Raw genomic sequence first — 18,948 nt, forward strand, 5'->3', positions numbered from 1 at the left:
ACGGAGTACCGCGCTACGTACTTCCAGCCTTGTTGCAGCCGTCCTTCGGGGCGGCTGAGGATTGAAACTGGCCGCTGGTTCCTTGGCTGCTCTTGGGCGTCAAGTTGCAGCCGTCCTTCGGGGCGGCTGAGGATTGAAACGATGTGGACACCAGCACGGCCTGGAGCAAGGGGTGCGAGGCCTGCGGCACGCGCATCTACTTCGTGACCAACCCAGCGACAAAGAGGTAGCGTGTAGGTCGAGGCGGACGGCGTGAGCCATTTTGCGCGGTGCTCGCACCCGGTGAGGTTCAGTCAGAACAAGAAGCGGGGCAAGCGGTGACCTTAAGCAGCTCTGGGCCTCAAACTCACCTCGAGCTGGGCGCCAAGGGCGTCCGCCAGCTTGTGCAGCGTGCTCAGGCTGTGCCCCCAATAGAACGGATTGGTGATGCGCGTCATCGCCGCGCGGCTGGTGCCGATGCGCCGCGCCACCTCGGACTCGCTGAGCCCAGCCGCGCGGATCGCCCGCTCGATCTCGAGGCTCACTGGGTTCATGGGGGCGGGTTCTACCTCCGCGATCTCGAAAGGCTCCTCGGGCTCGTACTCGCTGACATCGAGTTTATCCAGCGGTGTGGGCGCTGGGATAGCCGCAGCGCTTGCTCTGAGTTCGTCGAGGGTGAGCGCCAGCACCTCCGCCATGCGTTCCTTGAGTTCTTCCTTGGTTTTGGCGGTGGCGACCCCAGGAATGTCGGGGAAGAAACCAGCGTAGTTCCTGGGCGCTTTTTCGATTACGAAGGGATACTTCATGCAGTTCCTCTCATACGTCTTACTTCAGCCCCGCGAGCTTGAGAACCTTGTTGAGGTGCCTTTGGGCATGTCCTCGGATGGCTTGCCGTCGATGGGCACGATCCCCGGCTTGGTGGGGTGCTTGTAGATTTTATGGTCCCCTTTGCCGGAGCGGTGAAAGTACCAGCCGTCCTCTTTGATGAGCTTGATGACGGCGCGTACCTTCATACAGGTGTGTTATCAAAATTGGTGCTCGTTGTCAATGGTGATAACAGGAAGGGAGTGACATGAGCGAAATCAAAATCATCGACCTGAGCGAGATCCGCATCGACGGCGGCACCCGGATGCGGGAGAAAATTGTAGAAGCCGTCTACCTCGAGTACGCCGAACTCATGGAGTCCGGTACCGAATTCGAGCCGATGGAGGTTTACTGGGACGGCTCGAGCTACTGGCTTGCCGATGGCTTCCACGGGTACTGGGCTCAGCACGAGCGCTGGAAGAAGTTGCAGCCGTCCTTCGGGGCGGCTGAGGATTGAAACGTCAGGTCCTTGATGGACTCGAGCCGTGGCAGGTGTTGCAGCCGTCCTTCGGGGCGGCTGAGGGCGGTCGTAACCGGTCATGTCGTGCCTCCTAAAGCCCTACGGTCTTAGAGCCTCACGACGGGCGGGCCCGCCTGGTAGCGCTCGAGGTCACTGTCGGTGGTGTAGATGACCTCCGCGTTCGCCTCCATGAGCGAGGTCAGGATGAGCGCGTCGGCCATCGCCAGCCCATTGCCGTGGGCGATGCGCGCCGCGCGGCGAACAAGCTCCGCATCGTTCAGCCACAGGATGCGGCAGACATGCGGTAGCGCGTCTAACAAAAGGTCCGTCTTCCTCCGTTCGGTGAGGCCACGAAGACCGCTACGCTGAAGCTCATACAGCGTGAGGCAGGAAACGAGCGCCTCCTCTTGTGGTTCGGCCGTGACCTTGGCCCATAGGGCTGCTGCGCCTTCGTCCTCTTTGAGAAGCCGGATGAAAAATCCGCTGTCGAGTCCAATCACTCAAAGTCCCTGTCCGACTCCCGCCGCATCTGCTTGAGTTGTTCGTCGAAGTCGGGAGCGACGTAGGTCTTGCCGATGAGGCTGTTGATGCTTGCTATCGCCTGCTTGCGACGCAGCGCCTTGACGTGCGCCTCGATGGCCTCGGCGTAGAGCGCCGACACCGACTTTCCCGCCTGCTTGGCTACCTGCTCCGCCGTCTGCCCGATGGCATCGGGAACATGAACCGTTACGCGCACCACCCACCTCCTAAACGCTTAATCATAGCACATACACCAGGCTCATACATTCCTTAGGATATAGGCGGCAATCAAGCTCACCACGATCATCTCGCCGCCGTCCTCCACCAGCGTAAACATCAGGTCGAGCCGCATGGCTCCTTGCACGGCCTCGCCGACCGTTAGAAGCGCCGCGTAGAGGGCGGGCAGCACCGTCAAGGTCGAGATGGTGGTGCTTAAGGATGCGCCGTGGAGAAGGCTTTTGGCTGCCATAACGACGGGCGTCACCCTATCGGCGTCGCTCTGGAGCAGCGCGTCCGCCAAGTGCTTCCTGCTCAAGATGTTGTGGAGCACATCGACACCAAGACCAAAAAACACCAGGGCGGCAAAGAGGATAAGCAGCCCCCTCGAGACAATCCGGCCTTCCCTCGAGCTTCTCAGGTGGGCCAGCAAAACCAAGCTTCCCATCGTCACGCCTGCAACCGCCCACACCAGCAGCTCACCGACCTCGTGGCTTCCTAAACCGTAAGCGAGAGGAGGGGCCACGCGGTTGCCCACGACGACGCCCAAGCGCTCGTGGAGCATGAAGGCGTCATCGAGAAGAACAAACGTAAACACGACCGCCCAGGCGCCCGCTGTTCCGTAGCGGCACTTGAGGAAGAGCCGGCTCAGCAGCCAGATGATGAGGATGAGTTTGAGGTACTGGAATAGCTCGGCAAAGCCCTGATCCGTGTCGATCCTAAAGGCGGTGCTGGTCGACCACGCAACGAGGGCGGACCCCCAACGTACATGAACGAAGTGCAGGGAGATAAAGAGCAGGTCCGCCGCGACCAGCCAGCAAAGGAGCGCTTTGCCTCTCGAGAAACCTGCTGCTTGTCGGGTCCAGCGCATGCGCACCACCGTAGCGAATCAACTGCTGTAGCGCCTTGACCTTTCCCTTGACAGGGTGCCGCGAATCGCGCTTTGAGCAGCGCGGAAAAAGTAGAGGAGCCAGAAGACGATGCCGGCGAGTTTGAAGCTATCCTCGACAAAGGTCACCCTTGACGTGGTGGGGAGCGTAACGTCGATTGCTACAGATAGGGCAAAGCACAAGAACGCCAGAACGAGAAGTTCATAGTCGGTCTTAAGGATAATCCCGGCAAAGTAAAGCAGGTAAGCGCCGATGACAAGACCATACCCCCATAAACGACGATTTCAGGAATCTGCAGGAGCCCAGGAATTACCCGCTCGTGAAGAAGAAAGGCGTCGTCTACGGCAAGCAGCACGGAGAGCAAGGCGGAGGCTGACCAAAATCACGGAGGCCGAAGGACGCGTGAGCGACCTCTACCTGGTTGGAACAGAAACAGGCAAACTCACGGTGTCGAAGGTGAGTTTGCCTGTTTCGGCATGTGCGCTTGGGCCGCTTGAAGACTGAAATGTGAGGGGCAACGCGTCTCAAATCACGGTAAAGCGAACTCTCCTGGTCGGTCTTAGGGCCAAAGTCGAGGCACTGAGGCACACCGTCTGGTATATAAGAGCATGCCCGACACCCCGCACCGCCTGTCCCTGGAGCGCATCGACCACGCCGCCCGCGTGATCGACCCCGTCTTTTTGAACTCCCCGCAGTTCGTCTGCGAGCCGCTCGGCGACGAGCTGGGCGTGCGGCTCGTGCTCAAGCTCGAGACGCTCAACCCCATCCGTTCGTTCAAGGGACGCGGCGCGGACTTTTTCATGTCCACGCTGGACGGCCTGACGCCGCAGCCGCGGCTGGTCTGCGCGAGCGCCGGCAACTTCGGTCAGGCGATGGCCTTCGCCGCCCGCCGGCGCGGCCTCGCCATCAGCATTTTTGCCGCTGAGACGGCGAACCCGTTCAAGCTCGAGCGGATGCGTGCGCTCGGCGCCGAGCTTCGCCTGCACGGCGACGACTTCGACGCGGCCAAGCTCGAGGCCAAGCGCTTTGCCCGTGAGGCGGGCGCCAGAATGGTCGAGGACGGCCTCGACCCCGAAACCGCCGAGGGCGCGGGCACGATGGGGCTCGAGCTGCTGCGCCTGCCCGATGCCCCGGACGTACTCTTGGTGCCGCTCGGCAACGGCGCCATGATCGGCGGGGTGGGGCGCGTCATCAAAGCCTACCGCCCGAGCACCCAGGTGATCGCCGTGCAGGCCGCCGGCGCGCCCGCCATGACCGAGTCGTGGCGCTCGGGCCGCCTGGTCACCCACCAGCGCATCGATACCATCGCCGACGGCATCGGCGTGCGGGTGCCCGTCCCGGAGGCGCTCACGGACCTGCGCGGCCTGATCGACGACGCCCTCTTGGTGAGCGACGAGGCGACGCTTCGGGCCATGCGGCTCCTGCACCGGCACGTGGGCGTGGTCGTCGAGCCCTCGGGGGCGGTCGGGGTGGCGGCGCTGCTCGAGCACCCGGAGCGCATGAGGGGCGGGCGCGTCGGCACCCTCTTGTGTGGCGGCAACCTCACGCTCGAGCAGATGCGGGCGTGGCTGTGACCGTGCCAGACAAGGCGTCATGTTCTTGACTTGCCGGGACCTTTGGGTTAAGAAAAAGACCTCGCTGGGGGATGCGAGGCCTTTGGGGAGAGGAGATGAGGATGAGGGGGGAACTCATCCTTCTGATAGATACTGTAGCGGCCAGGGGGTAACAAAATCCTCACACGCAGCCGGCGCAGGAGTGTAGAGCCACTAGGCCCCCGCTAGGGTCTGTCTGATTGAACAGGTCTCATTGCCGTACTGCACGCGAAAATCACCCTTTTGGGCTAAATACTCTTTAAGTCCGTCAGGAACGTTAAATCTAGCTTTAGTCAGACAGACCCTAGTGCGGGTACTACGGCGTCTCATGCCTGCGCTGCAATGTCCTCAGCCGCCGAAGGAGCATAATGCCAAAAGAAAGGAGCACGATGATGAAGCTTGAACCTTATAGGCTGGCCGCCGGGCAAGACCGAGACCTTCCGACGTTTCCTCCCGGCACGGGCCCCACCCTTCCAGAGCCCGGCAGGGACCTTCCCGACCTGCCGCCGGGCCAGGACCCGACCCTGCCGGAACCAGGCCGCGATCTCCCCGAGTTCCCGCCCGGCATCGACCCGGGCGACCCACAGCCGGACAGGGACCTGCCGAGGCGCGAGCCCGAGCCGGACCTGCCCGAGCCGAATACCCCGCCCGAGCAGGAACCCGACAACCCGGATTATGATCCGCGGCGCGAACCGCAGATCGAGCCCCCGCAACCGGGCCGGCCAGCGGGCTAAGCGGCCCGCTCGAGCAGTTCCGCCTTGAAGGGTGTCGCTCGACCGGCGGCTCCCTCAGCGTCGGCTACCTCTCAGTCCATGCCCGGCCTGAGTGCCATGATCGCTGAGAGTTTTCGATGCTTCAGGTTTACCGCGACCTCTCGCCCTACCTCCGCCAGCACCGCCGCCAGTACCTGATCGGTTCCGCGGCGGTGCTGGTGACGGTGCTCTTCATGCTGGTCTCGCCGCGCATCCTGGCCCTGGCCATCGACGCGCTCGAGACGGGCCGGGCCAGCCCCCGCGAACTCGCCCTCTACGCGCTGCTGATCGCCGCCGCCGCCCTGGTCGCGGCCGGCTTTGGGCTGGTGCAGCGCCGCCAGATGGTGGTGGCTTCGCGGCAGATCGAAGCGGAGCTCAGGGGCGACCTCTTCGCGCACCTCGCCACGCTGGACCGGGCCTTTTACGAGCGCTCGAGGACCGGCGACCTGATGAACCGGCTGGCCAGCGACCTGTTGTCGGTGCGCGAGCTGCTGGGACCGGGGATCAACATGGGCAGCCGGGTGAGCCTGATAACCCTGGGCGCGCTCGCCGCCATGATCGGCCTCGAGCCGGCCCTGGGCCTCCTGGTCCTGGCCACGGTGCCCGTCATGGTCGCGGTGGCGGCGGTCTTGAAGCGGCTGGTGGCGCAGCGCTTTCAGGCGGCGCAAGCCAAGCTCTCCGAGATCGCCGCCAAGTCGCAGGAGAACTTTTCGGGGGCGCGGGTGGTGCGCGGCTACGCCATAGAGGACCGCGAGATGGCCGCCTTTGCCGCGCTCAACGACGACTACGTGCGGCTCAACCTGGCGCTCGCTCGCGTGGAGGCGCCCATGGCGGCAATCATGGGCTTGATGATGGTGGCGGCGGCCCTGATCATCCTTCTCTACGGCGGCCGCCTGGTCGTCTTTGGCGGCGGCCTCACGGTCGGCGACTACATCGCCTTTACGAGCTACCTGGCGATGCTGGCGACGCCGGTGGTGGCGATCGGCCGGCTCATCACCATCTACCAGCGCGGCGCGACCTCGTGGGAGCGGCTGAGGGCGCTCTTCGACGAGAGGCCGGAGGTGGCCGACGGTGAGGTGGCCGACGGTGAGGTGGACTCGTCCGCCGAGCGCCTGGAGGGCATCTTGGAGGGCGACATCGAGTTTCGCGGCGTGAGCCTGCGGCGCGGCGGCAAGGCGCTGCTCGAGGACATCGACCTGCGCGTCCCGCGCGGCTCGAGCCTGGGCATCACCGGTCGCACGGGCTCGGGCAAGTCGCTCTTGGCGGCGCTCCTCAGCCGCGAGTTCGACCCCGACGAGGGCGAGGTGCGCGTGGGCGGTAGGGACATCCGCGAGGTGCCGCTGGCGGTCTTGCGGGGAAGCTTGGGGGTGGTGCCGCAGGAGCCCTTTCTCTTTTCCGAGAGCTTGGCGGAAAACATCGGCTTCGGCCTCGCGCCCTCGCGGGCGCTGAGCGGCCCGCAGACGCCCGACCTGGCGCGCGACGTGGAGAGCTTTCCAGACGGCTTTGAGACGCTCCTGGGCGAGCGCGGCGTGACCCTCTCCGGCGGCCAGCGGCAGCGCACCGCCCTGGCCCGGGCGATCGCCAGGCAGCCCGCCATCTTGGTTCTCGACGACGCCCTCTCGGCGGTGGACACCGAGACCGAGAGCCGCATCCTCAGCGGCCTGCGCGAGGTGATGAGGGACCGCACCGTCTTGCTCATCTCGCACCGCGTCTCGGCCCTGCGCCACACCGACAAGATCGCCGTGCTCGAGAACGGCCGCATCGTCGAAACCGGCAGCCACGAGGGGCTGCTGGGGCGCGGCGGACCCTATGCCGAGCTCGAGCGCCGGCAGCGCCTCGGCGCCGAGCCGGAGGAGGGCGCTTGACGCCCCTTCCCGACGAGCCCCAGCGCCGCGACTTCGACGCCGTCCTCTTCGGGCGCATGCTCGCCTACATTCGTCCCTACCTGCCCATCACCGGGGTCGCCCTGCTCTCGCTCTTGGGCTTCGCGCTCGTCGATACCGCCATGATCAACCTGCTCAGGCGCGCCATCGACGAGTCGCTGGCGCCGGTCGCCGCCTTTGCCGGCCTGAGCCCGGAAGCGCGCTACCACAATCTCTTGCGGATCGCCGCGCTCTTCGGAGGCCTCGGCCTGCTCGCCTTCGGCTTGCGCTACCTTCAGGTCTACCTGCTCACCCTGCTCAGCCAAAGAATCGTCCGCGACCTCAGGCGCGACCTCTTCGCCAAGTTCCAGCGCCTGCCGGTGGGTTACTTCGACCGCCACCCGGTGGGCAGGCTGATGACCCGGGTCACCAGCGACGTGGACGCCATCAACCAGTTTCTCACCCAGGGCCTGGTCGGCTTTGCCCAGGACGCCTTTCTGATCGTCGTCTTCGCCGGGGCCATGCTCCTCTACGACGCGCGCCTGGCGCTGGTGGCCTTTTCGGTCTTGCCCGTCATGCTCGTCGCCAGCGCCTACTTGCGCGTCAAGCTTCGTGACGCCTTTCGGCAGACCCGCCTCTACCAGGCGACGGTGAACAGCTACTTGAACGAAAACCTGTCGGGCATGGTCACCATCCAGCTCTTCGGGCGTGAGGCGCGCAACCACCAGCGCTTCGGGGCCCTAAACGGCCAGCTCCTGGGCGCCAACGTCGAGGCCATCCGCTGGTACAGCATCTTCTACCCGCTGGTGGGCTTGATCGCCGAAGTGGGCGTCGCCCTGACGCTGCTCTACGGCGGCCTGCGCGCGCTGGCCGGGCCCGACGTCTTGACCATCGGCACCCTGGTCGCCATGCTCGAGCTCTTGCGGCGGCTCTTCACGCCGCTCCAGGACCTGGCCGACAAGTTCAACATCCTCCAGGCCGCCTTTGCCAGCGCCGAGCGCATCTTCAGCGTCCTGGACGAGCCCGAGCGGGTGTCGGACAAGCCGGGCGCTCTAGCCGTCCGGCACTTTCGCGGCGAGGTCGCCTTGGAGGGTGTCCACTTCGCCTACAACCCGCCGGGCCGGCCCGTCAGGGAGGAGGACTGGATCCTGCGCGGCATCGACCTGCGGGTGCGCGCCGGCGAATCGGTAGCGCTGGTGGGCGCCACCGGCGCGGGCAAGACCAGCGTGATCAGCCTCATCTCGAGGTTCTACGACGTGCAAAAGGGCCGCGTCCTGGTCGACGGTGTAGACGTGCGCGACTACGCCCAGCGCGATTTGAGAAGGCACATCGGCGTGGTGCTCCAAGACGTCTTTCTCTTCGCCGGCACCATCGCCTCCAACCTCAGCCTGGACGACGAGACGATTCCCAGGGAGCGCCTGATCGAGGTCTGCCGTTACGTCGGCGCGCACGGCTTCATCACCAGGCTCGAGCAGGGCTACGACACGCCGGTGAGAGAGCGCGGCGCCACCCTCTCGACCGGCCAGAAGCAACTGCTGGCCTTTGCGCGAGCGCTCATCCACAACCCCGACATCGTGCTCGTCTTGGACGAGGCCACGGCGAACGTCGACAGCGAGAGCGAGGAGCGGATCCAAGCGTCCCTGAAAAAGCTCATGCGCGGCCGCACCAGCATCATCATCGCGCACAGGCTCTCGACCATAGCAGGCTGCGACCGCATCGTGGTCATGCGCAGGGGGCGCATCGTCGAGGAGGGCAGCCACGAGGGGCTGCTCGCCCGGGGCGGCTACTACGCGCGGCTCTACCGGGTCCAGTACCGCGGCGCCGAGGCGGCCTGAGCCGGCCAAGGCTCGCCGAAGCGTTCGCTCAGCCACCCGGCGAGCAGCTCGAGCACCTCCGGCGCGATGGTCGTCTCGATCTGCCCGTACTCCTCGATGCCCCCCGTCTCGGCGGGCTGCATGAGGTGGTTGAGGCCGTCAAAGACGACGATGGTCGCGTCCTCGTTGCTCGCTTCGCGCATCAGTTCGCGCAGCGGCCCCTCGCTCTGCTCCGCCGGAACCTGCAGGTCGCGCCCCCCGTAGACGGCCAGGAGCGGCACGGTCAGGTCTCGCAGATAGGGGGCCGGGTCAAAGGTGAGAAAGTCCTGGAACCAGCCGGCGCCCACAGTCGCCACCTGGGCCTCCGTGGCGAAGGCCTGCTCCTCGGGCGTCGGGCGCTCCTCCTCGGGGAGGTCGGCGAAGCTCTCCTCCATGCGCGCGCGGGTGCGGGCTCGGGCCGCTTCGAGGTCGCCCGCCCGGATAGAGGCCACCAGGTCGCCAAGGTAGGCGACTTGCGCCTCGACCTGCGCCGGCGTAGTACCTGCACTAGCGGGGGCCTAGTGGCCCTACACTGTCGCGCCTGCCCGCTCGAGTAGCGGACCTCCTCCTCGCGGTAAGGGAAGGGCGGTACGGGGTCCTGCGGGCGGCGCAGCGTCAGGGCCTCCTCGGCGCGCTCGAGCGCAAAGGGGAAGGTCTGCCCGCTCTGGCTGAAGTCCCCCCGCAGGCTCTCCCCCACCAGCCTGCCGATAAAGGTCGGCTCGCCGGGCACGCCCGCGATGGCGAAGGTGAGCGCTTCGTCCTCGAGGGCGATGTTCTCGAGCGGCAAGCCCGCCGCGCCTTGCGCGGGAATGTCGATGGCGCCGGTGAGAGCGTCCCCTTCGATGTTGAACTCGACTCCGACGCCCAGGGGACCTCCGGGAATCTCGATGCTGCCCTGCCAGTAGCCGGTGTAGGCTTCGGGGTTTTGAGCCTGGTCTTGCGCCTGCACCGCCAGGCTCAGCAGCAAGAAGAGGGCGGCGAAGCGTTGCAATGTCGTCATGACGTTTCCTTTCATAGGTGAAGTGGCAAGTGGCAGTTCAAAACCAACGCCGAAACTTGTCCGGTTTCGGCGTTGGCCCGCGGTGCCTCGTTTGGCGCCAAAGACGCGTCTGCAAACCGCTTACTCCCGCTGGGGCGAGCCTGGCTCCGCGGGGTCCGCTTGCGCCGTTTCGGTCCCCTCCTCTTCCTCGCGGATGACCTCGAGCCTGACCCTGCTGACGAGCGCGGCGATGGCGCCCAAGCCGGCCAGGAGCGGTGCATAGAGGGTGAGGATGCCACCCGCTACCACCCCGAAGGTGAGGGGTATGGTGATGAGTTCCTCGCCCTCGGTGTTCTTGATGATGACGCGGCGGGTATTGCTCTCCTTGGCGAGCTCCTTGACGCGCTCGACGAGTTGCGTGCCGGCGACTTCGACCTCTTCTTTGAAGGTGCGTCTGCCCTGTTCCTCGCTCATCGCTTGCTCCTTTCCAGCGCCCTCGGGCGCTGCTGTTCAGTATGCACCCTTGGCCCTGCGGTTGGTAAGTGCCAAAGGTCATCGTCCGGAGCGGCTGGTCGGCGGCTGGAGGCTCGAGCCTGTCCGCCTTACTAACGCCCCTAGGGGCGGTTACCGACCCTTTTCGAGTTCCAAAGCGGCTGAATTGAGACAGTAGCGCAGCCCGGTGGGTTCGGGCCCATCAGCAAACAGGTGCCCGAGATGCGACTCGCAGACGTTGCAGAGCACTTCCGTCCTGCGCATCTTGTGACTGTCGTCTATCTCCTCGCGGACAGTCTCCTCCGCGATCGGGGCGTAGAAGCTCGGCCAGCCACTGCCGGAATCGTACTTGGTCTCGGAGCTGAAGAGGTCGGTGCCGCAGGCGGCGCAGCGGTACACCCCCTTCTCCTTGCTGGCGTAATACGCCCCGGTAAAGGCACGCTCCGTGCCCTTTTGCCTCATGACCCGGTACTGCTCGGGGGTGAGCTCCTTTCGCCACTGCTCCTCGGACTTCTCGACCTTGTTCATAAAAGCCTCCTTCATAAGGGCCTCCATAAGGGCCTCACGGCTTGAGTTTGGCGCGGTACTTTTGGCGGACCTTCGCCACTTTCGGGGCGATCACCGCTCGGCAGTAGGGCTGGTTTTGATTTTGCGCGTAGTAATCCTGGTGGTAGGCTTCGGCGGGATAAAACTCCGTGAGCGGCGCCAGCTCGGTTATGATCGGCGCGCCCCAAGTACCTGCCCTATCGAACTCGGCGATCACCTGCTCGGCGGTCGCCCTCTGCTCCGCGCTGTGATAGAAGATCACGGAGCGGTACTGCGAGCCCACGTCGCCTCCCTGCCGGTTGCGTTGGGTGGGGTCATGGGTGGTCAGAAAGATCTCCAGGATCTCACGGTAGGAGATGGCTTTGGGGTCAAAGGTGATCTGGACCACCTCGGCATGCCCGGTGGTTTCCGAGCAGACCTGCTGATAGCTGGGGTTTGCCACCTGGCCCCCGGAGTAGCCGGAGACCACCTCCTCGACCCCCTGAAGATTCACGAAGACGGCTTCCACGCACCAGAAGCAGCCACCGCCAAGCGTGGCCGCTTCCCTGTCTGAGGGCATGTTCGCGGGTGATGTCATACAAGTCTACTCCCTTTGCTCGAGTGTCTCTCCATCATCCCATCATAAGGAAGTGCGCTATCAGGAAGTGCGATCGGCAACACGAGAGTGAGCAGCGCAATCTGACCCGCATCCTGCCGCTTACGACCGGGCCGCCGATGCCTTGGCTAGCCTCGAGCCGACGCTCAGGCTGGCACTGGCTATCCGACCGCGCCGGGCTCGAGCGCGCCAAAGAGACAGCCACGTCGCCTATACTGAAACGGGAGGCACCCGCATGCAACGAGACAAAACCCTCGCCATCCTCAAGGTGCATATGCCCGAGCTGAAGGCGCACTTCGGCGTCGAGACCCTGTCCCTTTTCGGCTCCACCGCCCGCAACGAAGCCGGCGAAGCGAGCGACGTCGATGTGCTGGTCGTCTTTTGCCCCGATGCGGGCGCCGGATTCTTCACGCTCTCCCGACTCAAGACACATCTGGAAGGGTTGCTCGGCTGCAGAGTCGACCTGCTGACACCCGGAGCTATTCGCCCGAAGCTGCGCGAACGCATCGAAAAAGACGTCGTCCATGCTGCCTAGAGACTGGCGGCTCCGGATCGAAGACATCCTCGAAGCCATCCGCAAAATCCAGCACTGCACCAAGGGCATGACGCCCGCGACCTTCTTCGCCAAACCCCAAGCTCTCGACGCAGTCGCCTACAACTTCATCATTATCCGTATTATCCGTGGATGTCGAGGCCATTTCCTGCGCGGCGTTTTGCGGTAGGCTTGGGCGAGGAGAGAACATGCCCCAGCTATCCAGCGCGATTCAAAACCTCAAGGCCTCTTCTACGGTCGCCTTCAACGCCAAGGCCGTCGAGATGAAGCGTCTCGGCGCCGACGTGATCGCCATGACCGCGGGCGAGCCCGACTTCCAGCCGCCCGCGCACGTCCTCGCCGCCGCCCACGAGGCCATCGACAAGGGCTTGAGCAAGTACACCCCTTCCGAGGGCACCTTCGAGCTTCGTCAGGCGGTGGTGGACAAGTTCAAGCGCGAAAACGAGGTCTCCTACACACCCGACCAGATAATCGTCTCGACCGGCGGCAAGCAGGTGCTCTACAACGGCTTTTTGAGCGTCCTGAACCCCGGCGACGAGGTCGTCGTGCCCGCGCCCTACTGGGTGTCTTACCCGGCGCAGGTGCAGCTCGCGGGTGGCGTCACCGTGCCCGTGGTGACCCGGCCCGAGGACGGCTTCATCCCCGACCCCGAGGCTATCCGCGCGGCGATCACCCCGCGCACCAAGGTTATCGTCCTCAACTCGCCCAGCAACCCCACCGGCGCGGTCTATCCGCCCGAGGTGGTCAAGGCGATCATCGAGCTGGCCATCAGCCGCGACCTGTGGATTTTCGCCGACGACCTCTACGAGCACCTCGTCTACGAGGGCGAGTTCACCTCGGTCGCCAAATACGCTCAGGACAAGACGCTGGTCATCCACGGCGCCAGCAAGGCCTACGCCCTGACGGGCTGGCGCATCGGCTACGGGGCCGGGCCCAGGGACCTCGTGAGGGCGATGAACAGGCTGCAGGGCCAGGTGACGAGCGGCGCCAACAGCATAGCGCAGCACGCCACGGTGGCGGCTTTAAACGAGGTCGACAAGACCCGCGACTTTATCGAGATGACCAAGCAGGCCTACCAGGAGCGCCGCGACGTGCTGGTGAAAGGGCTCAACGCGATGGGCCTGAAGACGCCGCTGCCGCAGGGAGCCTTTTACGTGATGAGCGACCTCACGCCGCTGCACCAGGACGAGACCGAGGCCAGCCTGATGCTGCTCGAGCAGGCCCACGTGGGCGTGGTGCCGGGCACCGACTTCGTGGCGCCGGGTCACGCCCGCCTGAGTTATGCGACCAGCATGGAAAATATCGAGAAAGCTTTGGAGCGCATCAAAAAGCTTCTTGACTAGCAGGGCTCGCCAGCCCAGAGGCATGCTCCAGAACGTTCCAAAAGGCCTGGACGCGCCCCGCACGGGCGATGATAGGATGGAGCATTCACAGACGGCTCCCTTATGAAGGGGGCGGAGTTGAAAGGGGAGAAACGATGAGACGTTGGTTAATGGTTTTGTTTGCCGTCGCCCTCGCCGGAGCGTTCACTGGGGCGTTCACTGGGGCGTTCACTGGGGTGTTTGCCGAGGAGGGCCGCGCGACCGAGCCTTTAGAGCCCCGCGAGAGCGTCTCGGTCGCCTATGTGCCGATCATGAAGTTCGCGACGCTTTACGTCGCCGCCGAGCGCGGGCTGTTCGACCAGTACGGCCTCGACGTGACGATCAACCGCGTCGCCTCGGGCACCGAGGCGATCGCCTTCCTGAGCGAGGGGAGAATCGACGTGGGCGGTATCGCCATCGTCACCTCGCTCTGGAACGGCTGGCACCAGGGGCTCGACCTCCGCGTCTTCGCGCCGGGCGGCCTCGAGCCCTTCGAGAACAGCCCCACCAAGCTGATGGTCCGCGGCGACCTTCACGAGACCGGGGCCATCTCGGAGGTTGCGGACCTGCGCGGGCGCAACGTCGCCGTCGCCGGCGGCCCCGGCAGCGGCGGGGAGTATCTAGCGACCAAGGCGCTCGAGCTCGGCGGCTTGACCATCCGCGACGTGAATCTCATCAATGTCGGCAACCCCGACATGCCCGCCGCCTTTGAGGGGGGCGCCATCGACGCCGGCATCCTCGGCTCGCCCTACGCGCAAGGGGTCGAGGACGCGGGCTTCGCCACAGTGCTCGCCGGCGATCTCACGCCCGGCCTGATGACGGTGGCCTTTGTCGGCTCGGGCGAGTTTATCCGCGCGCGGCCCGAGGCCGCCCGGCGCTTCACCTTGGCGCTCATGGAGGCCGCTCGGCTGATGCAGGGTGAGGACTTTTTGGCTAGAGAGAACATAGACGCCTATTTGAGCTACGTCGACGCCACCGAGGAGGCGGTGCGCGGCGACGCGCTGCTCGTCTTCGACCCGAACGGGGTCATCCCCATCGAGGGTCTCGCCGATGTCGAGCGCGTTCACCGCGAGAACGGCCGCACCGAGTACGACGAGCCTATCGACCTGGAGAACGTCGTCGACCCCTCCTTTGTCGACTGGGCGCGCGAGCAACTGGGGGAGTACGAGGAAAACTGACCTCGCGTTTCAGCGTGGCAGGCGAGGGGAGCTTTTCCCTCGCCTGTTCCCTTCATACGATAAGGTGGACCATGCCCGCAAAGATTCTCGCTCGTGACGTCACCAAGACCTTTCCCTCCGCCGCAGGGACCACCACCGCCATCGAGCGCTTCAACCTGACGGTCTCAGAGGGCGAGTTCGTCTGCATCGTGGGGCCCTCGGGCTGCGGCAAGAGCACCTTTTTGCGCATTCTGGCCGAGCTGGTGCCGCTGTCGAGTGGCGAGGTGCGCATCCGGCCGGGGCGCGACGCCGGCAAGCCGCTCAACAACGTGGTCTTTCAGGAGTACGCCATCTTTCCCTGGAAGACCGTGATCGACAACGTCGCCTTTGGCCTGGAGATGCGCGGCGTCGCCAAGGGGGAGCGCTACCGCGTCGCCGACGAATGGCTGGGGCGGGTGGGCCTGCGCAAGTTCGCCGGCTACTACCCCGCGCAGCTCTCCGGCGGGATGAAGCAGCGCGTCTCTATCGCCAGAGCGCTCGCCAACGACCCCGAGGTCCTGCTCATGGACGAACCCCTCGGCGCGCTCGACGCGCAGACCAAGACCGTCTTGCAAGAGGAGCTCCTGCGCATCTGGGAGGCGCACCGCAAGACGGTCGTCTACATCACCCACGCGATCGACGAGGCGGTCCTGTTGGGCGACCGCGTCGTCCTCATGACCGCGCACCCCGGCACCAACAAGGCCGAGTTCAGGGTGGACCTGCCCCGCCCGCGGACGGTCAGGACGACCGCCACCCCCGAGTTCGCGCGGCTGAGGGGCGCCATCTGGGAGGCGCTCGAGGACGAGGTCAAGAAGGCGATGCGGGCGCAGGCGTGAAGGTGGCCGCGCAAGCGCCCCGAAAGGGCAAGGGCGAGGACCGCGACCTCGCCCTCTACACGGGCGGCCTCGTCCTCCTAAACGCTGCCGCGACGCTCTTTGGCTTGTGGCAGGGCTTCTGGTGGGCCATCCTCTTCGCTGATTTCATCCTCGTCGTCATTATTGCCGAGCGCGTCGAGGGGCGGGTCGCCTACCGCCATCAGGGCCTCTACAAGCGCGTCCTCGCCTTCGGCTTCCCCCTGCTGCTCCTCGTCACCTGGGAAGTCATGGTGAGCGCCGGCATCGTAAGCGCCCGCTGGTTCCCGCCGCCCAGCCGTATCGCCGCGGCGCTCTGGGACCTCGTCGTCACCTTCGACCGCTTCAACCAGACCAGCCTGCTGGGCCGGCCCTGGCTGATTCCGAGCGTCTACCCCGAGGAGGGCTGGAGCGGCGTAGCGCGCCTCTTCACCGAGAGCCACGTCCTCGCCACGCTGATGCGCGTGCTCGCCGGCTTCGCCATCGGCGCCCTTCCCGGCATCCTCCTCGGCATGGCGATGGGGCTCAACAGGGCGGTGCGGACCATGCTCGACGCGACCATCTCGGCCATCTACGTCCTGCCCAAGATCGCCATCTTTCCCCTCATGATGCTGATCTTCCCCAACCCCTTCGGCGAGGGGCCCAAGATCGCCGTCGTCGCCATCAGCGCCTTTTTCCTGGTGGCTATAAGCACCATGGCCGGCGTGCGCGGCATCGATCCCGTCTACCTCGAGGTCGGCAGGAACTACGGCGCGGGCCCGCTGCAGATGCTCCGCCACGTCATCATCCCCGGCGCCCTGCCCATCATCTTCTCGGGCCTGCGCCTGGCGCTCGGCACCGCGCTCATCGTCGTGGTCGCGGTCGAGTTCATCCGCTCGCAGACCGGGGTCGGCTTCCTCGTCTTCTACTACTGGCAGATCCTGGTGGTCGAAAAGATGTACGCCGGGCTCTTCGTGGTGATGGCGCTCGGGGTGGGGCTGACCTACGGGCTCCAGTGGCTGGAGGGGAAGGCGATGCCGTGGCGGAGGTGACGGGTGAAAGAGGCGGTTTCAGCCATGTTTCGCCTGCCTGTTCCCGCCTCGGCGCCAGTCGAGGGGAGTGACCGGCTGCTCGAGCGCATGCCCTTGACGAATAGCGCATAGTGGGGTAATATGATTTTACTTAGCGCCACGAAAAGGCGCTTTTTTTTGTTTCCCTCCGCCCGTTGCCTCTCTGCTCCATCATCTTTCTATACCTTTTGCGCGGCCACGGCGGGGACGCAGGGGCTAGTCGCCTTCGGCCGCCCTCGCCGCCCGGATAAAGTCCTCGCCGGCACGCTTCAAGGCCGTGGCGGCCTCGCCGTTGCCGGTGGCGTTGCGGTAGGAGTCGGCGAGCGTGCTGAGCGTCTGGTAGACGAACTCGCTCATCTCGTCTACCGGCATCTCCTTGGTCCACAAGTCGATGCGCAAGGTGCTCTGCGCCTCCTGGTCCCAGATGGCCAAGACGACGGCCTTGGCCGCCTGGCTGCCCGGCTCGGCTGCGTCGCTGGCTTGCCATTCGATGGCCTCGGGCACGTGCTTGTCGTCTAAGTGAACGAGGAATTTGATTTCCGAAGTCTTGGCGATTTTGGTCATGGTCGTCCTTTGCTGAACCGAAAGGGTGGCAGTAGCGTCATTCTAACCGGCGCTTGCGCTAGACTTGGGCTTATGACCAGCGGCTTTACGACCAGCGAGTTTACGACCAGCGAGTTTACGAACCGGGGCGGCTTATGAACCGGGGCGACAGGGCGCAGAGGGAGCGGGCGTTTTACGAGGTTTGGCGGGAGCTGCTCGAGTGGATGAAGAGCTACGCGGGCGCGCATGAGGCCGTCTTTTACAAGACCGAGGCGGACTTTCCCGATTACATCTACCGCATGGAGCGGCCCTACGACCTGCCGGTCATCACCATGACGGCGAGCCTGAACCGGGAGGACGGCCATCCGGTCGTGCTGCTGAGCGCCAGCCCGCGCCACGCGGTCTTCAAGGAGATCACCCTGCACCCCTTCGACTCGCATGTCTACCGCAAGCTCAAGTGGAGCCCGGAGAAGGACTCCCTGGTCGAGGAGCGCAAGCGGCCCTTTACCAGGGAGATGTTCGAGCACCTGATGGACGAGCTTTTTGGCTTCAGAACTCCCGCCGCGGGCGCGCGGGAGCCGGAGCTGAGCGCCCCCAAGGTTGTCGAAGCTGACTGAAGAGGATCGCCTCGCTTTGATAAAGGCTGCCAGGGGCGGGCTCTGCGGGGTCTGCCGTTGGGCCAGGCTGGTCCGCAGCTCGAGGGCTAGCCTCTTCGCGCTGTGTAGCCACCCCGAGCTGCCGCGCTACCCGGGCCAGCCCGTCTTGTCCTGCGCCCTTTTCGAGGAGGTCGCGGGCGAGGGCGTCGCCGAGGAGCCGTGAGGGGTCTGCTCGAGCCTCGGCTAGCGGAGGTTTGGAGTATGGTAGGGGTATGGACAACATCAGCTGGCTGCGCGTGCCCGAAGTCGAAGACTTGCCCGAAAAGGCCCAAGACCTCTTCGCCAAGGCCGAGGAGAAGCTCGGCCTGGTTCCCAACGTCTTTCCCGTCTTCGCGCTCACGCCCGAACACTTCATGCGCTGGTTTCGCTACTACGACTTCCTGATGCGCGACGAGGAGAGCGCCTTGAGCCGCGCCGAGCGCGAGATGATCGGCCTGGTGGTCTCGGCCGAGAACCGCTGCGAGTACTGTCTGGGCTCACACGGCGCCTACCTGCGCGAGCTCACCGGCGACCACGTCATGGCCGAGGTGATCACCCACAACTACCGCCGCGCCGCGCTGAGTCCGCGCGAGCGGGCGCTGCTGGACTTTGCCGTCAAGCTGACCAACGAGTCGTTCAAGATGAGCCCGGAGGACTTAGCGCCGCTGCGAGAAGAGGGCCTGAGCGACGAGGCCATCTTCGAACTGGCGCAGGTGGCGGCGATGTTCAACTTCACCAACCGCCTCGCCAACGCGCTCGGCTGGAAGCCCAACGAGGTCTATTACAGCCAGCACCGTCAGCCAGCACCGTAGCAAGCAGCCACAAAGCTGAGTTGGGCCGCGGAAGGGCTCGCCGGAAGGTTCAGCCTCCGGTGAGCCCTTCCGCCAAGGCCCTGGCGACGTGCGCGGCGCTCAGAAAGCCACGACCGGCAAAGCAGCCCATGAACCAGAGGCCGGGCGCCAGAGCCGAGGTGACGGGGAGGTTGCCCTCCCGCTTGGCGCGGACGCCCGTCCACACCGACAGCGGCGCGGCCGCCGCCAGGCCCGGCAGGAACCAGGTCGCCGCCCTTTGGAGCTGGGCGGGAGCGCCGGGGTCGGCGCACTCCGCCGGGCGGTGGTTGCCGCCGACGTAGAGGCGGTCCGCCAGCCGGCCGGCGTAGAC

25 protein-coding genes and 1 pseudogene are annotated in these 18,948 nt (G+C 65.3%); 14 read left to right on the forward strand and 12 right to left on the reverse strand.

The genetic code is table 11. The features are described 5' to 3' along the window. Positions 1-323 precede the first annotated feature (323 nt). Positions 324-785, reverse strand: a complete 462-nt coding sequence (locus M3498_06820; GenBank protein ID MDQ3458996.1) for a type II toxin-antitoxin system HicB family antitoxin — start codon at positions 783-785, stop codon at positions 324-326. Positions 786-804: 19 nt separating this feature from the next. After that, positions 805-992, reverse strand: a pseudogene (locus M3498_06825) (type II toxin-antitoxin system HicA family toxin). A gap of 59 nt (positions 993-1,051) precedes the next feature. Here M3498_06825 and M3498_06830 point away from each other — a divergent pair. Then, positions 1,052-1,300, forward strand: coding sequence for a hypothetical protein (locus M3498_06830; GenBank protein ID MDQ3458997.1), 249 nt, complete (start codon positions 1,052-1,054; stop codon positions 1,298-1,300). A gap of 110 nt (positions 1,301-1,410) precedes the next feature. On the opposite strand, the gene M3498_06835 is transcribed toward M3498_06830, so the two are convergent. From M3498_06835 to M3498_06845, 3 genes are read right to left on the reverse strand one after another with little or no spacing between them, the layout of a single operon-like run. Further along, positions 1,411-1,803, reverse strand: coding sequence for a PIN domain-containing protein (locus tag M3498_06835; GenBank protein ID MDQ3458998.1), 393 nt, complete (start codon positions 1,801-1,803; stop codon positions 1,411-1,413). Further along, positions 1,800-2,039, reverse strand: a complete 240-nt coding sequence (locus tag M3498_06840) for a hypothetical protein (protein ID MDQ3458999.1) — start codon at positions 2,037-2,039, stop codon at positions 1,800-1,802. The genes M3498_06835 and M3498_06840 overlap by 4 nt, the downstream gene beginning before the upstream one ends. A 42-nt stretch (positions 2,040-2,081) precedes the next feature. Then, complete coding sequence (locus M3498_06845) at positions 2,082-2,909, reverse strand: hypothetical protein (GenBank protein MDQ3459000.1); 828 nt, start codon at positions 2,907-2,909, stop codon at positions 2,082-2,084. A 627-nt stretch (positions 2,910-3,536) separates the two neighbouring features. Between M3498_06845 and M3498_06850 the strand changes: the two genes are divergently transcribed. The 4 genes from M3498_06850 to M3498_06865 all read left to right on the forward strand — a co-directional run bounded on the left by M3498_06850 (position 3,537) and on the right by M3498_06865 (position 8,969). Continuing rightward, on the forward strand, positions 3,537-4,502 hold the full coding sequence (locus M3498_06850; GenBank protein ID MDQ3459001.1) for a threonine/serine dehydratase: 966 nt from the start codon (positions 3,537-3,539) through the stop codon (positions 4,500-4,502). Positions 4,503-4,909: 407 nt separating this feature from the next. Continuing rightward, positions 4,910-5,254, forward strand: a complete 345-nt coding sequence (locus tag M3498_06855; protein MDQ3459002.1) for a hypothetical protein — start codon at positions 4,910-4,912, stop codon at positions 5,252-5,254. Between the two features lie 116 nt (positions 5,255-5,370). Beyond that, a complete protein-coding gene (locus M3498_06860) occupies positions 5,371-7,137 on the forward strand; it encodes an ABC transporter ATP-binding protein/permease (GenBank protein MDQ3459003.1) in 1,767 nt (588 codons plus the stop codon). A gap of 56 nt (positions 7,138-7,193) precedes the next feature. After that, a complete protein-coding gene (locus M3498_06865; protein MDQ3459004.1) occupies positions 7,194-8,969 on the forward strand; it encodes an ABC transporter ATP-binding protein/permease in 1,776 nt (591 codons plus the stop codon). On the opposite strand, the gene M3498_06870 is transcribed toward M3498_06865, so the two are convergent. From M3498_06870 to msrA, 5 genes are all read right to left on the reverse strand, one after another. After that, positions 8,933-9,304, reverse strand: coding sequence for a hypothetical protein (locus tag M3498_06870; GenBank protein ID MDQ3459005.1), 372 nt, complete (start codon positions 9,302-9,304; stop codon positions 8,933-8,935). The genes M3498_06865 and M3498_06870 overlap by 37 nt on opposite strands. Then, positions 9,232-9,987 (reverse strand): hypothetical protein, encoded by a 756-nt coding sequence (locus tag M3498_06875; GenBank protein MDQ3459006.1) that lies wholly within the window; start codon positions 9,985-9,987, stop codon positions 9,232-9,234. Before M3498_06875 ends, M3498_06870 begins: the two co-directional genes overlap by 73 nt. 120 nt (positions 9,988-10,107) lie before the next feature. After that, the gene (locus M3498_06880; protein ID MDQ3459007.1) at positions 10,108-10,440 is read right to left on the reverse strand and encodes a DUF4342 domain-containing protein; all 333 of its coding nucleotides are present in this window, start codon (positions 10,438-10,440) and stop codon (positions 10,108-10,110) included. 150 nt (positions 10,441-10,590) lie between these two features. Next, positions 10,591-10,986 carry a peptide-methionine (R)-S-oxide reductase MsrB gene (msrB, locus tag M3498_06885; GenBank protein MDQ3459008.1) on the reverse strand — a complete coding sequence of 132 codons (396 nt, stop codon included), beginning with the start codon at positions 10,984-10,986 and terminating at the stop codon, positions 10,591-10,593. 34 nt (positions 10,987-11,020) lie between these two features. Continuing rightward, complete coding sequence (gene msrA / locus M3498_06890; GenBank protein MDQ3459009.1) at positions 11,021-11,563, reverse strand: peptide-methionine (S)-S-oxide reductase MsrA; 543 nt, start codon at positions 11,561-11,563, stop codon at positions 11,021-11,023. A 271-nt stretch (positions 11,564-11,834) separates the two neighbouring features. Between msrA and M3498_06895 the strand changes: the two genes are divergently transcribed. The 6 genes from M3498_06895 to M3498_06920 all read left to right on the forward strand — a co-directional run bounded on the left by M3498_06895 (position 11,835) and on the right by M3498_06920 (position 16,591). Then, positions 11,835-12,134: a nucleotidyltransferase family protein gene (locus M3498_06895; GenBank protein MDQ3459010.1), complete on the forward strand. Its 300-nt coding sequence runs from the start codon at positions 11,835-11,837 to the stop codon at positions 12,132-12,134. Next, positions 12,124-12,321: a hypothetical protein gene (locus M3498_06900; protein MDQ3459011.1), complete on the forward strand. Its 198-nt coding sequence runs from the start codon at positions 12,124-12,126 to the stop codon at positions 12,319-12,321. The genes M3498_06895 and M3498_06900 overlap by 11 nt, the downstream gene beginning before the upstream one ends. A gap of 19 nt (positions 12,322-12,340) precedes the next feature. After that, a complete protein-coding gene (locus tag M3498_06905; GenBank protein MDQ3459012.1) occupies positions 12,341-13,495 on the forward strand; it encodes a pyridoxal phosphate-dependent aminotransferase in 1,155 nt (384 codons plus the stop codon). A gap of 134 nt (positions 13,496-13,629) precedes the next feature. Further along, a complete protein-coding gene (locus M3498_06910; protein ID MDQ3459013.1) occupies positions 13,630-14,691 on the forward strand; it encodes an ABC transporter substrate-binding protein in 1,062 nt (353 codons plus the stop codon). 71 nt (positions 14,692-14,762) lie between these two features. Then, positions 14,763-15,545 (forward strand): ABC transporter ATP-binding protein, encoded by a 783-nt coding sequence (locus M3498_06915; protein ID MDQ3459014.1) that lies wholly within the window; start codon positions 14,763-14,765, stop codon positions 15,543-15,545. Positions 15,546-15,547: 2 nt separating this feature from the next. Further along, complete coding sequence (locus M3498_06920) at positions 15,548-16,591, forward strand: ABC transporter permease (protein ID MDQ3459015.1); 1,044 nt, start codon at positions 15,548-15,550, stop codon at positions 16,589-16,591. A 234-nt stretch (positions 16,592-16,825) separates the two neighbouring features. Here the strand turns inward: M3498_06920 and gldC are convergent, their stop codons facing one another. Then, on the reverse strand, positions 16,826-17,173 hold the full coding sequence (gene gldC, locus M3498_06925) for a gliding motility protein GldC (GenBank protein MDQ3459016.1): 348 nt from the start codon (positions 17,171-17,173) through the stop codon (positions 16,826-16,828). Positions 17,174-17,307: 134 nt separating this feature from the next. Between gldC and M3498_06930 the strand changes: the two genes are divergently transcribed. Genes M3498_06930 through M3498_06940 form a run of 3 tightly spaced genes read left to right on the forward strand, consistent with a single transcriptional unit; the run spans position 17,308 to position 18,599 of the window. Then, complete coding sequence (locus tag M3498_06930) at positions 17,308-17,769, forward strand: NADH-quinone oxidoreductase subunit 15 (protein ID MDQ3459017.1); 462 nt, start codon at positions 17,308-17,310, stop codon at positions 17,767-17,769. Positions 17,770-17,785: 16 nt separating this feature from the next. Beyond that, a complete protein-coding gene (locus tag M3498_06935) occupies positions 17,786-17,971 on the forward strand; it encodes a hypothetical protein (protein MDQ3459018.1) in 186 nt (61 codons plus the stop codon). Positions 17,972-18,020: 49 nt separating this feature from the next. Then, positions 18,021-18,599: a peroxidase-related enzyme gene (locus M3498_06940; protein MDQ3459019.1), complete on the forward strand. Its 579-nt coding sequence runs from the start codon at positions 18,021-18,023 to the stop codon at positions 18,597-18,599. Between the two features lie 49 nt (positions 18,600-18,648). Here the strand turns inward: M3498_06940 and M3498_06945 are convergent. After that, the coding region (locus tag M3498_06945; GenBank protein MDQ3459020.1) for an FAD-binding oxidoreductase at positions 18,649-18,948 on the reverse strand (300 nt) is incomplete at its 5' end.

The organism is Deinococcota bacterium (genome assembly GCA_030858465.1).
GTDB lineage: Bacteria > Deinococcota > Deinococci > Deinococcales > Trueperaceae > JALZLY01.